The 15282-nt window shown below is 60.7% G+C and carries 12 protein-coding genes; 2 read left to right on the top strand and 10 right to left on the bottom strand.

What is annotated here, in order from left to right:
- Nucleotides 1–7 precede the first annotated feature (7 nt).
- The gene (locus CFAEC_RS07455) at nucleotides 8–1150 is read left to right on the top strand and encodes an FAD-dependent oxidoreductase (protein WP_290275559.1); all 1143 of its coding nucleotides are present in this window, start codon (nucleotides 8–10) and stop codon (nucleotides 1148–1150) included.
- On the opposite strand, the gene pgl is transcribed toward CFAEC_RS07455, so the two are convergent.
- The 5 genes from pgl to tkt form a co-directional block, all read right to left on the bottom strand.
- Nucleotides 1151–1888, bottom strand: coding sequence for a 6-phosphogluconolactonase (gene pgl, locus CFAEC_RS07450; protein ID WP_290275557.1), 738 nt, complete (start codon nucleotides 1886–1888; stop codon nucleotides 1151–1153).
- Between the two features lie 3 nt (nucleotides 1889–1891).
- Complete coding sequence (locus CFAEC_RS07445; protein WP_290275556.1) at nucleotides 1892–2857, bottom strand: glucose-6-phosphate dehydrogenase assembly protein OpcA; 966 nt, start codon at nucleotides 2855–2857, stop codon at nucleotides 1892–1894.
- 20 nt (nucleotides 2858–2877) lie between these two features.
- Nucleotides 2878–4422: a glucose-6-phosphate dehydrogenase gene (gene zwf, locus CFAEC_RS07440; RefSeq protein ID WP_290275554.1), complete on the bottom strand. Its 1545-nt coding sequence runs from the start codon at nucleotides 4420–4422 to the stop codon at nucleotides 2878–2880.
- Nucleotides 4423–4532: 110 nt separating this feature from the next.
- Nucleotides 4533–5615 (bottom strand): transaldolase, encoded by a 1083-nt coding sequence (gene tal, locus CFAEC_RS07435; RefSeq protein ID WP_290275551.1) that lies wholly within the window; start codon nucleotides 5613–5615, stop codon nucleotides 4533–4535.
- A gap of 157 nt (nucleotides 5616–5772) precedes the next feature.
- Nucleotides 5773–7866, bottom strand: coding sequence for a transketolase (tkt, locus tag CFAEC_RS07430; protein ID WP_290275548.1), 2094 nt, complete (start codon nucleotides 7864–7866; stop codon nucleotides 5773–5775).
- A gap of 669 nt (nucleotides 7867–8535) precedes the next feature.
- Between tkt and CFAEC_RS07425 the strand changes: the two genes are divergently transcribed.
- A complete protein-coding gene (locus tag CFAEC_RS07425) occupies nucleotides 8536–9486 on the top strand; it encodes a heme o synthase (RefSeq protein ID WP_290275546.1) in 951 nt (316 codons plus the stop codon).
- An 8-nt stretch (nucleotides 9487–9494) separates the two neighbouring features.
- Here CFAEC_RS07425 and CFAEC_RS07420 read toward each other — a convergent pair whose 3' ends face one another.
- The 5 genes from CFAEC_RS07420 to mptB all read right to left on the bottom strand — a co-directional run bounded on the left by CFAEC_RS07420 (nucleotide 9495) and on the right by mptB (nucleotide 15242).
- A complete protein-coding gene (locus CFAEC_RS07420) occupies nucleotides 9495–10463 on the bottom strand; it encodes a quinone oxidoreductase family protein (protein WP_290275544.1) in 969 nt (322 codons plus the stop codon).
- A gap of 92 nt (nucleotides 10464–10555) precedes the next feature.
- A complete protein-coding gene (locus CFAEC_RS07415) occupies nucleotides 10556–11536 on the bottom strand; it encodes a COX15/CtaA family protein (protein ID WP_290279838.1) in 981 nt (326 codons plus the stop codon).
- A 158-nt stretch (nucleotides 11537–11694) separates the two neighbouring features.
- Nucleotides 11695–12480, bottom strand: coding sequence for an ABC transporter permease (locus CFAEC_RS07410; RefSeq protein WP_290275542.1), 786 nt, complete (start codon nucleotides 12478–12480; stop codon nucleotides 11695–11697).
- Nucleotides 12481–12482: 2 nt separating this feature from the next.
- Nucleotides 12483–13454, bottom strand: a complete 972-nt coding sequence (locus tag CFAEC_RS07405) for an ABC transporter ATP-binding protein (RefSeq protein WP_290279837.1) — start codon at nucleotides 13452–13454, stop codon at nucleotides 12483–12485.
- Between the two features lie 36 nt (nucleotides 13455–13490).
- Nucleotides 13491–15242: a polyprenol phosphomannose-dependent alpha 1,6 mannosyltransferase MptB gene (gene mptB / locus CFAEC_RS07400; protein WP_435384216.1), complete on the bottom strand. Its 1752-nt coding sequence runs from the start codon at nucleotides 15240–15242 to the stop codon at nucleotides 13491–13493.
- Nucleotides 15243–15282 lie beyond the last annotated feature (40 nt).

Raw genomic sequence — 15282 nt, 5'->3', positions numbered from 1 at the left:
AATATCAATGAATAGAAAAGTTGCTGTCATCGGGTTGGGTTCCACCGGTTCCATGGCGTTATGGCACCTCAGCAGGACACCCGGCGTAGATGCCATAGGATTTGAACAGTTCGGAATCGGGCATGGTTATGGTGCCTACACAGGGGAATCCCGCTTGTTTCGGATGGCCTATCACGAGGGCACCACCTATGTGCCCCTGCTCCGTCGGGCGCGGGAACTGTGGCACCAACTGGGGGCTGCCTCCGCGCGTCAGTTGCTGCACAACTTCGGAGTGCTGTCCACCGGTAGAGAAGATTCCCTGGCCTTCCAAAGTCTGCTGCAGTCAGTTGAGGATCATGATCTGGCGCATGAGAGACTCACCGCCAAGCAGATGCGCCTGCGTTATCCCGGACTGGATTCCCGTGATGATGAGGCCGGGGTGTTGGATCTCCACGGTGGGGCATTGCGTCCGGAACTCGCCGTCCTCAGTGCCATCGAGCAGTCGGAGCGCAATGGGGCGATCGTGCAGGATCATACCGGTATCACCCGGATCGAGGACACCGGATCGGGGGTCCGAATTCACACAGAGAACACCGAGGAGATGGTGGATCAGGTCATCGTGACCACCGGTGCATGGAGCTCGTCCGTGATGCCGGAGATCAAGGATCTCATCGAGGTGCGCAAACTCGCACTCACCTGGTTCCTGCCTAAGATTCCAGCGAACTTCACCCCGGACCGGATGCCCTGTTTCATCCGTGACCGCAAGGGGTTCCACATTTTCGGGGCACCCAGCGTGGACGGATACAGCGTGAAGATCGCAGGTCTGGATCTATGGGGTGGCCCCAATAACCCGCGCATCGAGGAGTCTGACCTCAGATTGGAACGCAGAGCGGTCTCGGAGTTCGGACGGAAAGTACACGATCTGTTTCCCGGGGTGATGCCTGAACCCAACCGGTACAGCGTGCATTATGACACCTACACCTCATCCAAGGCGCCGATCATCGACAGAGTCGGGGACGTGGTTATCCTCACCGGCGGTTCAGGGCATGCATTCAAGCTGGCTCCGGCCTATGCGGAACTGGCCACACAGCTGGCCGGTGCCGGTGAGCTCCCACCCGGTGAATTCTCTATCTCTTCACATGAACCGGTTGCCCGGCCCCTGGCATCCTGATCAGGCGATATTGCCAGCGGCATCGGCGGAGAGGAACAATAACGTCTCCTCCGTTCCAGTGGCGCCGGCTGCAGGCCAGTCCACCGCCGGCTCACCATTGACGATGGCTGCCGCGGCCTCGGCCTTCTCTGCGCCGGACACCAATAGCCACACCCGCTGGGCGGAACGGACCGCCGGCAGGGTGAGGGTGACCCGTTCCGCCGGGGGCTTGGGGGAGTCGGTTACCGCAATGACGGTTCGTTCAGATTCCCGGACGGCATCGGTATGGGGGAACAGTGAATTGATGTGGCCCTCACCGCCCATGCCCAGCAGGTGGAGATCGAAACCGCGTGGTGCGAACTGAGCAAGGACCTGCGCATAGGCGGCAGCGGACTCAGCCAGCGACTGAGCATCCAGACCCAGAAGGCCATAGCCGTGGATATTCTCCTCCGGGATGGACACCTTGGATAGCAGTGCCTCCCGGGCCTGTCCCTCATTGGACTCCGGATCATTGACGGGCACGTTGCGCTCATCACCGAAGAACACGTGGATACGCTCCCACGGCAGGTCAGCGCCATCCACGGAAAGCTTCTCCAGGAGTTTGATTCCAGCGCCGCCACCGGTGAGCACGATGCGGGCCACGCCGTCATAGTTGATGCCACCACCGGGGGCGGTCGCAGACTCAGCCACCGCGATGAACCTGTTAGCTGCCTGATCCACCAGGTCAGCGGTATCGGTTGCATTAATGATTTCTACCATTTTTTACTTCTCCTCATCGATGCGGTTGACCAGGGCCAGGCCAGCCAGGGCATGCTGGTAACCAAGGTCGGGTTCCATGTGACGGAGTTCCTCGGACAGGCAGTCTGATTCGCTGCGTCGTCCGATCGCCACCAGGGAAGGGGGCATGTCACTGTCAGCCATTTCAACCCGCAGGGTGTGTGCGTCCTGGATGGTGACGATGATGGTGCCCGTGGTGCGCTCAATCTCCACACGATTGACCGCCAGCAACGGTGTACCGTCCTCGTCGCAAGGCACCGTCGGTTCGTCGAGAGCCACACGGGTCACCGGCACGCGCAGGCGGCCGGCGAGCCAGCCTGCCGCCAGATCCACCGAGACGCTTGTCGACGGCCCCTCCACCCTCGCCGAGAGCACCTCACCGTGAGGTGGGTGATCGAGGGATGCAGCAACGAGCCCGCGCCACTGCGTGAGGCGGGCCCAGGTCATGTCGGTATCACCGGGATGATAGGACTCGACCCGGTCGGCCAGTGCCTGCTCGCCGCCATACAGCGCATCGGTGATGCGGCGGTGGGCGATTTTGCCGATCGGATTGGTGGATGGATCTGCAGGGGCATGGGTGGGCCACCAGGCAACGATCGGGGTATCCGGCAGCAGCAGTGGGGTGACCACTGATTGCAGGTTAGATGCCACCGGACCGGCCAGGTGGATGACTATCATCTCGGAGGCGCCGGCATCGCCGCCGATGCGTACCTCAGCATCGAACCTGGTCTCAGCATCCTTGGATCCGACGACAAGGATGATCACACGTGAGGGATGCTCGCGGGATGCCTCGTTGGTGGATTCTGTGATCGCATCCACGTCGCTGTCAGATTTGGCGACAACGATGAGGGTGAGTACTCGGCCGGTGGTCACCTGGGTACCGGATTCACGCAGACGCGACAGGGCCTTCGCGATCTCGTTGGTGGTGGTTTCTGGAAGCTCAAAGATCATAATGTATTTTCCTCAGTTCCTTAAGGCCTGCGCCAGTGATGGCCATTGCGTGCAAGCATGTCATCGCCACTCTTCGGGCCCCATGTTCCGGCGGCGTACTCCTCAGGTTGTCCACCCTTCTCCCAGACCTCGAGGATCGGATCCAGGATCTTCCAACTGAGCTCCACTTCCTCATTGGTGGGGAAGAGGCTGGACTCGTCAAGCAGGGCGTCCAGGATGAGACGCTCATAGGCCTCAGGGGATTCCTCGGTGAAGGACTCAGAATAGGAGAAGTCCATGTTCACATCACGAACCTCCATGGCTGAACCCGGAACCTTGGAACCGAAACGGATCAACACACCCTCATCCGGCTGCACACGGATCACGATGGCATTGTTGCCCAGTGAGGTGGTCATGCCCTCATCGAACGGCTGATGCGGCGCATCCTTGAACACCACGGCGATCTCTGTGACACGGCGACCCAGTCGCTTGCCACTGCGAAGATAGAAAGGCACACCTGCCCAGCGGCGGGAGGTGATCTCCAGGGTGCAGGCAGCGTAGGTTTCGGTGGTGGACTCGGGATCGAATCCCTCCTCCTCGCGCAGACCCTTCACGTACTGGGAACCCTGCCAACCGGCAGAATACTGGCCGCGGGCAGAGCTCTCCGCGATGGGGTAACACGGCTTGGTCGCGCGTAGAACCTTGACTTTCTCCGCCTGGAGCTGGGAGGGGGTGAAAGAGATCGGTTCTTCCATCGCCACGAGTGCCAACAGCTGGATCAGGTGGTTCTGGATCACATCGCGGGCGGCACCGATGCCGTCGTAATAACCGGCGCGCCCACCCAGACCGATATCCTCGGCCATGGTGATCTGCACGTGGTCGACGTAGTTGGAGTTCCACAACGGCTCGAAGAGCTGGTTGGCAAAGCGCAGCGCCAGAATATTCTGGACGGTTTCCTTGCCCAGGTAGTGGTCGATGCGGAACACCGACTCCTCCGGGAACACGCTGTTGACGGTCTCATTGAGTTCGTGGGCGGTTTCAAGGTCATTACCGAAGGGCTTCTCGATGATGACACGTCGCCAGGAATCCCCATTGGACCCCGCCATACCGGAACGCTCCAGCTGATGGCAGACCGCGGCGAAGGAATCCGGTGGGATGGACAGGTAATAGGCCCAGTTGCCGGCGGTTCCGCGGGTTTCATCCAAACGCTTCAGGGTGTCAGCGAGGTTATCGAAGGCAACGTCATCGTCAAAATTGCCACGGACAAACTCCACGCCCTCGGCGAGTCGCTGCCAGACATTTTCCCGGAACTCGGTGCGGGCGCCTGCGACCACGGCTTCGTGAACGTAATTCTCGAACTCCTGCTTGGACCACTCACGTCGGCCATAACCGACGAGGGCGAAGCCCGGCGGCAACAAACCACGGTTGGCCAGATCATAGATCGCGGGGAGAAGTTTCTTCCTGGCCAGATCTCCGGTGACACCGAAAATGACCATGCCGGAGGGGCCTGCGATGCGGGGCAGTCGTTTGTCCTGGGGATCGCGCAGCGGATTGATCCAGGCAGTGGGATTCGTGTTGGTGCTCACGGTGGAAGCGTCACGATCCTTTCTTGGGAATGATTAAACGGCCAGCGGCTTGACGCGAAGTTCAGTAGCCACTGGCCGTTAAGGATACAGCTTGTGTGCCAGGGAGGATTTTACTTGAGACGTGCTTCCATGGATTCCAGCAGCTCAGACCAGGATGCGACGAACTTCTCCACACCCTCGTTCTCCAGGACCTCGAAGACATCACCGAGGTCGACACCGACCTCGGTGAGCTGGGTGAACACCTCATCGGCGTCATCAGCGGAGCCGCTCAGGGTGTCACCGTGGAGGTTGCCCTGTTCCAGCACGGCATCAATGGTTGCTTCCGGCATGGTGTTGACGGTGTTCGGGCCTGCCAGTTCGGAGACGTACAGGGTTGCCGGGTAGTCAGGGTTCTTCACACCGGTGGATGCCCACAGTGGACGCTGGGTGTTGGCACCCTCAGGAAGGTCTGCCTCGGTGAAGAGCTCCTGGTACAGCGCGTAGGCGCGGTGCGCATTGGCCACGCCGGCCTTGCCACGCAGTTCGAGTGCCTCGTCGGTGCCGATCTCCTCCAGACGCCTGTCAATCTCGGAGTCCACACGGGAGACGAAGAAGGACGCCACCGAGTGGATCGTGGACACATCGTGACCGTTCTCGGCTGCACGCTTGACTCCGTCGATATATGCCTTGATCACCTGGCGGTAACGATCGACGGAGAAGATCAGGGTGACGTTGACGCTGATGCCTTCAGCCAGCGCATCAGAAATCGCTGGGAGGGAACCCGGGGTGGCGGGGATCTTGATCATGACGTTCGGGCGATCCACCTTGGCCCACAATTCCTTCGCCTGCTCCAGGGTGGCCTTGGCGTCAGCGGAGATGCGTGGGTCAACCTCAATGGAGACCCGGCCATCGGAACCGTCGGTGGATTCGTAGATACCGGTGAACAGGTCGCAGGCATCGCGGACGTCATCGATGCTCATGGCGTAGACAGCCTCATCGACGGAAGCACCAGCGGCCTTGAGTTCAGCGATCTGGCCGTCATAGGCATTGCCCTTGCTCATGGCTGCCGCGAAGATGGCGGGGTTCGTGGTGACGCCGACGATGGACTTCTCATCAATAACCTGCTGGAGGTTACCGGAGGCGATCCGATCGCGTGAGAGGTCATCGAGCCAGGTCGAGGTGCCGAGCTGGGAAAGATCATCAATGTGTGACATGTGGGGAAGTTACCTCTTCTGTTTAATCCCGGTGGATCAGGGGGATGTGGGTTTCTTATTCCTTTATACCCATGAGTGATGAGAGACAGCCCGGGGGCTTGATGATTTATAGAAAATTCAAGCCCCCGGGTTGCCGCGTTCGCCTCATGTACCGGTGCTAGGCGTTAATGGAGGCGCGTGCTGCTTCCAGTACTGCCTCAGTGGTGATACCGAACTTCTCGTACAGGGTCTGGTAATCAGCGGAGGCACCGAAGTGCTCCAGGGACACAGCCTTACCCTTGGTGCCGAGCCAGCGGTACCACGGCATGGCGATGGCAGCCTCTACAGAGACACGGGCGGTGACCGCGGAAGGCAGGACAGATTCGATGTAGTCCGCATCCTGCTCGGCGAACCAGTCCATGCATGGCACGGACACCACGCGGGCTGCAACGCCCTCGGACTCGAGCACCTTGGCGGCCTCAACGGCGATCTGAACCTCGGAGCCGGAGCCCATGAGGATGATATCCGGGGTCTCCTTGGATGCCTCGACCAGGACATAGGCTCCACGACGGACTCCGTCGAGTGCCTTTTCCTTGGTGCCTTCCAGAACGGGCACGTTCTGACGGGTCAGAGCCAGACCCTTCGGGCCCTCCTTGTACTCAAGGGATGCCCGCCACGCAGCGGAGGTTTCATTGGCATCCGCGGGACGCAGGATGGACAGGTTCGGAATGGCGCGCAGGGCAGCCAGAGTCTCCACCGGCTGGTGGGTCGGGCCGTCCTCGCCGAGACCGATCGAGTCGTGGGTCCAGACGTAGTAGGCGTCGGTGCCCTGGAGAGCCGCCAGGCGCACTGCGGGGCGCATGTAATCGGAGAAGATGAGGAAGGTGCCGCCGTAAGGGCGGGTGCCGCCGTGGAGGGCGATACCGTTCATGATCGCACCCATCGCGTGTTCACGGATACCGAAGTGCATGTTGCGGCCATAAGGCTCGGCGGACCAGGTATCGGTGGAAATCGACTTGGGGCCGAAGGAGGCTTCACCCTTGATGATGGTGTTGTTGGAGCCTGCCAGGTCAGCGGAACCACCCCAGAGCTCAGGGAGGGTCTTGCCCAGGACCTGGAGTACGGCCTCGGAAGCCTTACGGGTGGCAATACCCTTCTCGTCGGGCTCCCAGGTGGGCAGCTCATCGGCGAAGCCCTCGGGCAGCTCACGCGTGATCAGGCGGTTGTGGAGCTTCTCCGCCTCGGGGTTGGCAGCAGCCCACTCGTCATACTTGGCCTGCCACGCAACCTTCTTCTCGGCGATGCGGTCTGCGAGGGCACGGGTATGTGCGATGACGTCATCATCGATGTGGAAGTGCTTCTCCGGGTCGAAGCCAAGGATCTCCTTGGTCGCTGCAACCTCTTCTGCGCCGAGTGCAGCACCGTGGGATGCGCCGGTGTTCATCACGTTCGGAGCGGGGAAGGCGATGACGGTGCGGAGACGGATGAAGGTCGGGCGAGTGGTGTCCTTCTTCGCCTCTTCCACGGCGGCCTCGATCGCAGCGACATCCTCGCCGCCCTCGATCTCAATGGTCTGCCATCCATAAGCCTTGTACCGGGCAACCACGTCTTCGTTGAAGGCGATTTCGGTGTCGTCTTCGATGGAGATGCGGTTGTCATCCCAGAACACGATGAGGTTACCCAGCTGCTGGGTTCCGGCCAGGGAGGACGCCTCGGAGGTGACACCCTCCTGCAGGTCTCCATCAGAGGCGATGACGAAGATGTGGTGATCGAACGGGGACTCACCCTCAGCGGCCTCGGGGTCAAAGAGACCACGCTCACGGCGGGCAGCCATGGCCATGCCCACGGCAGATGCGAGACCCTGACCCAGTGGGCCGGTGGTGATCTCGACACCATTGGTGTGTCGGTACTCGGGGTGCCCCGGTGTCAGGGAGTCCCAGGTGCGCAGTGCCTTGAGGTCATCCATTTCCAAACCGAAGCCACCCAGGTAGAGCTGGATGTACTGGGTGAGGGAGGTGTGGCCACAGGAGAGCACGAAACGGTCGCGTCCGGCCCAGTTGGTGTCGGTCGGGTCGACGTTCATGACGCGCTGATAGAGGGTATAGGCAAGTGGAGCCAGGCTCATTGCGGTGCCTGGGTGGCCGGATCCACAGTTCTCAACTGCGTCTGCAGCGAGGAGGCGGACGGTGTCCACAGCCCTCGTGTCCACATCTGTCCAATCGGAGGGGTAATTGCGTGTGGTGAGTGCCTGGAGTTCAGGTGACAGCGTCAAGGTGGTCAGTCCTTCCTGGTTTCAAACCGGGACGAAGTTGGAATATTTCATGCAAATGGGTCCGATGCGCGGTGGCGGGGAGCCCTTAAGTTGATCCGTTAATGTGCCCACACAACCGGATTGACCAGAAACTTCCGTGAAGATCCGGTACGTGAACGTGTAACACCTACAACCATAGTGATGTTGGCACCATTTTATAACCATGTGTGCCCCAAATGACTAAAAAGTGTGACCAATTAGGGGTATTGGCACGTTGTCTTGGGCTTTTGCGTCCCAATCTCAGGAGAGTAAGCAGCGCGTCCGGCTGTCACGAGGTTGATCCCTGTCGGCAACTGGATATATAAGGAGCACCATTCAGCCCGCTTCGCTGAAGGTCCACGACGGAGGATTACTCAAAAGCAGGTGCGGGAAGATACCATGGCTAGGTCTGGTTATGGTCGCCTTCCTTGAACTGGGTAGTCGATTATCAGGCGTTTAGCACGGTGCGTGCCGTCGTCATGGCAGTCAGGTTGAATTGTTTTCCAATTCCCTGAGAATTCCGGAAGCATCTGGTACCCCCGGGAACTTTTCTCCATGTGCATCCGACTAGTGTGCCGTGCGCTCCGATCCACCAGGCGTGGGATATTGGAACGCGCAGACCGGTAAAGAAATCATTTTCAAACAGCAACGTTGTGGAGGAATAAACCCTTGGAGACGATCAAGGCCTATATTGCGCTTACGAAGCCCAGGGTCATCGAACTCCTCCTTGTTGCCACCATCCCCGCCATGCTCCAGGCGGAGCGCGGGGAGAACAATATCCTCCTCATCCTCCTCACCGTCGTCGGTGGTTGGATGGGTGCGGCAGCGGCCAATACCTTCAACATGGTCGCCGACTCGGATATTGATCAGCGCATGGGGCGCACACGCGCCCGTCCGCTGGTCAAGCACACGGTGAGCAACCGGGATGCCTCAATCTTCGCCTGGGTGCTGACCATTGCCAGCTTCCTCTGGCTGTGGCTGCTGTGTAACTCGTTGACCGCGGCGGTGTTCGTGATGATCACCATCGCCTTCTACATCTTCGTATACACCAAATGGCTCAAGCGTCGTACCCACATGAACATCGTGTGGGGTGGAGCAGCAGGCTGCATGCCCGTCGCAGTCGGTTGGGCCGTGATTGTTGATCAGTTCCCCGAGGGGCAACCACAGCAGTGGTGGCAGGCTATCGTCCTGTTCCTCATCATCTTCTTCTGGACTCCGCCGCACACCTGGGCACTGGCCATGAAGTACCGCGAGGACTACAAGGCCGCCGGTGTGCCCATGCTGCCTGTGGTGCGCACCCCGGTCCAGGTCACCCGTCAGATCGTCTGGTACTCAGTGGCCACCGTTCTGGTGACCTTCCTGCTCGTCCCGGCCGCAGGCTGGATCTATGCCGCGGCTGCTGTGATCTCGGGTGTCGGCTTCCTCTGGATGGCGATCCGCCTGCACCTGGGCATCAAGAACGGTGCAGAGGTCAAGCCCTTGAAGCTGTTCATCCTCTCCAACAACTACCTCGCGGTGCTGTTCGTGGCCCTGTCCCTGGACGCTGTCCTGGGTATCCAGACCATCGGCGAGATGCTCGGCTGGACCACCACCTTCTTCTAGGAAGTGCGTCAGTCCTGGGGCACGTTTAAGACAATCGAACCGGTTGTCGCGCGGCTCTGCAGATCCGAGTGGGCGGTCGCGGCGTCGATAAGCTCGTAGGCGCCGGTGACGCGCACCCGCAGGGTGCCGTCCACAATGGCCTGGATGACCGCCTGCGCACGCATGGCGAACTCGCCTTCTTCGGCGATCCAGGCACCCAGGGTGGGGCGGGTGAGGAATATCGATCCGTGGGTGTTGAGCAGCTGCGGATCAAAGGGTTCCACTGCGCCTGATGCCGCGCCGAACAGACAAACCATGCCACGTGGGCGAACCGCCTCCAAAGACTCACCGAAGGTGGCCTTGCCCACGCCGTCATAAACCACATTCACACCGATGCCACCGTTATGACGACGGACCTGCTCTGCCAGATTATCGGAATAGCGGAAAACCTCCGTGGCTCCGGCATCCAGCGATAGCTCTGCCTTTTCGTCGGTGGACACCACGCTGTAGACGCGTGCACCGGCAGCAACCGCCATCTGGGTGAGCATCAGGCCGACACCACCGGCTCCCGCGGTGATCAGACAGGAATCCCCGGGCTGCAGCTTATAGACACCGTGAGTGAGATAATGTGCCGTCATGCCCTGCAGGAGCATCGAGGCGGCCACACCGGGCTCCACGCCCTCCGGGATGGCCACCAGGCGATCGCGTGAGACACAGACCTGCTGGGCATAGGAACCGAGGGCGTCGTACCAGGCGACCTTGGTGCCGGGGGCGATGAGGCCCTGCGGATCATGCAGCACCTCACCGGCTCCCTCATTTCCGGGAATGAACGGCAGACGCGTGTGATAGACGCCTTCGCGATAGTAGGTGTCGATGTAGTTGACACCCGCCATGACCACTTTGACCAGCACCTGGCCATCTGAGGGGGTGGGTGCGTCCACGTCGGTGTATTCAAGGACCTCTGGTCCGCCAGTGCGGGAAACTTGGATTGCCTTCATATATCCCACATTAACCACAGGTGCTCGGACATGGGTGGGGAAAAGAAAAAGTGGGCACCGTCAACCGGTACCCACTCCTCCTGGAAAATTGTCTACGCGTTGTCGTTCACAGCGAGCACAGCACGCTTGTTGTCACCGGCTGTTGAACCGGTTTCCACGGCCTCGCCGCCCTCGCGTACCCAGCCCTGGGCCCAGAAGATCGAGGTGAAGGCCACCACAACGGAGGACATCCCGATGTGGACCGGAACGGTCCAGCGCGGAACACCCATGCGGTACTGCATGATGCCGATGGCGCCCTGGATGATGATGAACAACACCAGCATGATGCTTAATTTCTGGGTGGATTTCGGGGCCTTCATGATGAAGACGCCAGCCACCACGATCAGGGTGAAGAAAAGATAGACATACATAGAGTAACCGTGGATGTGGGCGATCCAGTCAATATCCACATCCAGGCGCCCCTCCATCCCGATGTTGGCATCTCCGGAGTGGGGGCCGGCGCCAGTGGTCATGGTGCCGGTGACCAGGACAACGGTGAGTGCGACTGCTCCGATGATGGCCACGTTCCGGATCCAGTCCGGGAACTTTCGAACCTGAACACCGTCATCCGGTTCCCCGATGCGGACGTAGAGCAGAGCTGCCAGCCACACCAGAAGCATGGAGGGCAAAAAGTGCAGGGCCACGGCGTACCAGTGCAGGTCAACCAGCACCGAGATGCCACCGATGACAGCCTGGATGATGATGCCGATGCCCTGGATGAAGGCGTGGACCTTGATTTCCTTGCGGCGCTTGGCAGCCAGGACTGCCAGGAACACTGCCAGAGCTGCTGCGACCAGCACGAAAGTGAGCAGGCGGTTACCGAATTCCACCGCCTGGTGGATCCATGGTGCGGCACCCGCAACAGGAACGAGGGAGCCTTCATGGCACAGTGGCCAGGTGTCACAGCCCAGACCCGAACCGGTGACGCGGACGATGGAGCCGGTGACGGTGATACCACCCTGGAAGATCAGCAGGAGCAATGCGAGTATCCGCTGTACCCGGATGGTGGGGGCCCATCTGGGTATGGGTTTCATGGCGACAGGCTGATCCGTGGGGGCAATCGAAGTAGACACAGTGGCAATGATAACCCGTCGGGGGTCTATCCCGGGAATCTGAAAGTCCCCTGCACACGGTGGCATATGCCACGCCTGATGCAGGGAACTAAGTGGGTGTGTTCAACGACAAGTCTCAATCACCGGTTGGTGGTGAAGCTGAACCAATGGTTGGCGGCGAAACTGGCGGCCACCAGCCAGGCAATCAGAATTCCCAGCTGGAGCCAGGGCAGCTCGCCTGCGAAAGCATTGGACATACCCTGGGCCAGGGCCACTGACGGGATAATGGACAATGCTCCGTCTGCATTCACCTCGGGGGAGAACACAGCCCAGGCAGCGATGCCGGTGAGGACTACCCAGATGAGGTTGGCCAATGCGAGCACCAGCTCCGAGGAGAGGGTGCCACCCATGAGGAGTCCGAATGCGGTGAAGGCCGCCACGCCGATCAGCAGCGTGAGAATACCCAGCAGCGCACCGGTGACCGAGGTGGTCCACCCCAGTACCAGTGCCGTACCGCCGAGAATGATGATCTGGACAAGTGTCACTGCAATCACTGCGATGACCTTGCCGAAGACAATGGTCCACGCCGGAACCCCGCTGGCTCCAGTGCGCTTCAGTGCCCCGTAGCGGCGGTCGAATGCAAGGGAGATGGCTTGACCCGTGAAGCCTGAACTCATTGAGGCCACCGCCATGATGAACGGAAACGTCAGCGCCAGGGGGTTGTCGCCCACGCCGGGGACCAAGTCGAAGCGCGCCAGCGCGATGAGTCCGACCAACGGGATGAACAGGTTGAGCAGCTGTTGCTCACCGTGGCGCAGGAACAACTGCGATTCCACCTTGCCCTGCGCCATCAGCATCCGGGCAGGGGAGGCGCGGCGGGGGGCCGGGGTGAAGGTGCCGGCGGGGAAGCGGGTGGTGTTACTCATAATCAGCTCCTCAGCTCTTTGCCGGTGATGTCAAGGAAGACATCCTCCAATGACCTGTGATCCGTGCTCAGGCGTCTGATCAGCACATCCTGCTCAGCAACCGCGCCGGCGATCAGGGAGATCACCTGGGGCGTGGGATCGGCTTTGAGGGTATAGGCGAGCGGACGGCTCGCCCGCACGCGGACGTTGGCGAGTCCCCGGGCATGAAGCTTATCGACGAGCACCTCTGTATCCAGTGAGGTTGCCGTTTCCAGCGATATCGTCCCTCCGAGTTCTTTACCCTGGCTGGTCAGCTGCGCCGGGGTCCCCTCCGCCACGATGCGTCCCTGGTCAACAATGATGACGTGATCCGCGAGGGCTTCAGCCTCATCCATGAGGTGGGTGGTGAGGACAACGGTCACACCATCACGGCGCAGATCGCCGACGAGTTCCCAGACCATGTTCCGGGATTGTGCGTCCATGCCGGCGGTGGGTTCATCGAGGAAGATGATCTCCGGGCGACTGATCAGTGCCAACGCCAGGGACAACCGTTGCTGCTGACCACCGGACAGACGACGGTAGGTGGTCTTGCGTACCTCCCGCAGGCCCACCACATCCAAGAGCCATTCCGGATCATGCGGATTGTCATTGTAGGAGGCGGCCAGGTTGAGCATCTCACCGACGCGGATTCCACTGTAGGAACCACCGCCCTGGAGCATGATGCCGATGCGACGACGCACCTGATCGGGCTGGGTGGTGGGGTTGATACCCAGCACACTGATCGCGCCCGAGGTCGGGGTGGTGAATCCCTCGCACATCTCAATGGTGGTGGTCTTGCCTGCACCATTGGGGCCGAGCAGCGCCAGAACGGCACCACGCTCAACGGAGAAGGAGAGGCCGTCCACGGCTGTCTTGTCTCCGAAACGCTTCACCACATTGTCCACGACGATGGCGGGGAGGTCACGGGGATCGGGGGAATCATCGTCCGCTGTCATGGCGCGGTGGGCCGGAAACTTCGGTGTCACGATTGATCAGTGTAAACCAAAGGTTGTAGACCGCGAACCTCGCCTCATCAACCACCACCCGATGGCGACGATGATCACAAACCCGATGAGAGCACCTGAATAGATGGTGAAGATCGTATTCGCTGGCAGTGCCAGACCGCGGGGGAGCACAAAGAAACTGAATGCGGTGGAGTAGGCCACCACACCGATCTGGAAGAACAGGCGGTTCGCCCACGGCGCCAGGGGCACGATCGCCCACAGCATGTACCACGGGTGGACGACGGGGAAGAGGATCACCAGGATGAAGGTGGACACCCCCAACCCGCCGAGCGGGTGGATGTGTCCGCGGTAGGTGGCGAAGAGCATGCGGATCATGAAGGCACCGGCCACCAGAATTCCCACCGTCCGTGTCACACCGAGAATCGCGGTGGTGTGATCGCCCAGGCCCAGGTTCATTCCGATGAATCCGGAGATGATGCCCAGGTCGGTGGTGATGGACATCCAACTGCGGATCGAGGCGGCACCGCCCTGGCCGGTGATCCAGCCCAGACCAATGCCTGTGACCAGCGTGGCGAGAGCGACACTGCTCAGAAGCAACACCGCCTGGATCAGTGCTGCGCCACCGATGGAGAGCAGATGCCCGCGTCCGCGCGCATGAAGTTCGCGGGCGATGGCCATACCGATGAACCCGAGGGCGATGAACCCGGTCACCTTGACCATGCCTGCACAGGAGATGAGGGCACCACTGAGTGTCAGATGCATCGTGGCTGAGCGCCACAGGCCCATCCTTATGCTGTCAACACCCCGGAGGCCGATCTCCAGGCCAACCAGGATCAAGCCCAGGAGGATGGACTCATTATGGATGCCTCCGATGAGGTGGAGGATCAGCAGCGGATTGAGGATGCCGAGCCAGAAGGCAACTGCTTCCGGAACCCTGCACCGGCGGGCCAGCATCGTGACCGCCCATCCGGCCGCAAGCACCCCGAGGAGGGAGACAAACCTGTGGGCGAACACACCGGCAACGATGCTGTCATTGGTGATCATGCTGATCACCGCGGCCACCCCCAGGGCAATCGGACCATAGGGTGAGGGGGACTGCGCCCAGATGAAGGGAACCGAGCGGGCCAGATGATTGTCGGGGCCGAGCAGCTCCAGCGGTCCTGCGGAATAGGGGTCCATGCCCTGCGCCACGATTGATCCCTGGGCGAGATAAGAATAGATGTCCTGGGTAAATAGCGGTGCTGTGATCATGATCGGCGCGACCCAGGCTATGAAGGTTCGACGCAGCACCGCGATGCTCACACGCGTTGGTGCGGAATCATGACGCTTGATGGATACCCCTGTGAACGGAGCCATCAACACCCAGGCGAGAACAAGCAGTCCGACCCCGATCAGCACCACCATGGAGGAGGTCTGCAGCATTCTGCCCATGAAGCTTCCACCGGGAAGATCAACATAGGGGTTATTCACCACGGGCAGTGCACCCGCCCCGAGGGCCCCGAAGGCGATCATGAGGGTACCGATCGTGCCCAGCAGGCGCAGGGTGTTGAAGCGGGACTGCTCAGCCGCCGTCAGTGCGTGGGGGGACCGGCTCCGTGAGGTGGGCTCTGGAACAGTAGTGGGGTCAGAACTGATGTGGAGAGTCGAGGAACGGGAACCTGCGCTACCCAGACGGGGGAGTACCTGGAAGAAGGCACGGAGGGGACGCGGAACGCGGGCGAGCCATCGCCTGTCCGCAGGATTCCCCGGTGCATTATTGTCCAACTCGCCCTCTTTCACGCGGATCAGTCTACGCACCGCTGGTGGGTTGACAGTGATA

The sequence above is a fragment of the Corynebacterium faecale genome (genome assembly GCF_030408735.1).
GTDB lineage: Bacteria > Actinomycetota > Actinomycetes > Mycobacteriales > Mycobacteriaceae > Corynebacterium > Corynebacterium faecale.
The sequence above is the reverse complement of the archived record's forward strand: the minus strand, read 5'-3'. Positions and strand labels throughout refer to the sequence as shown.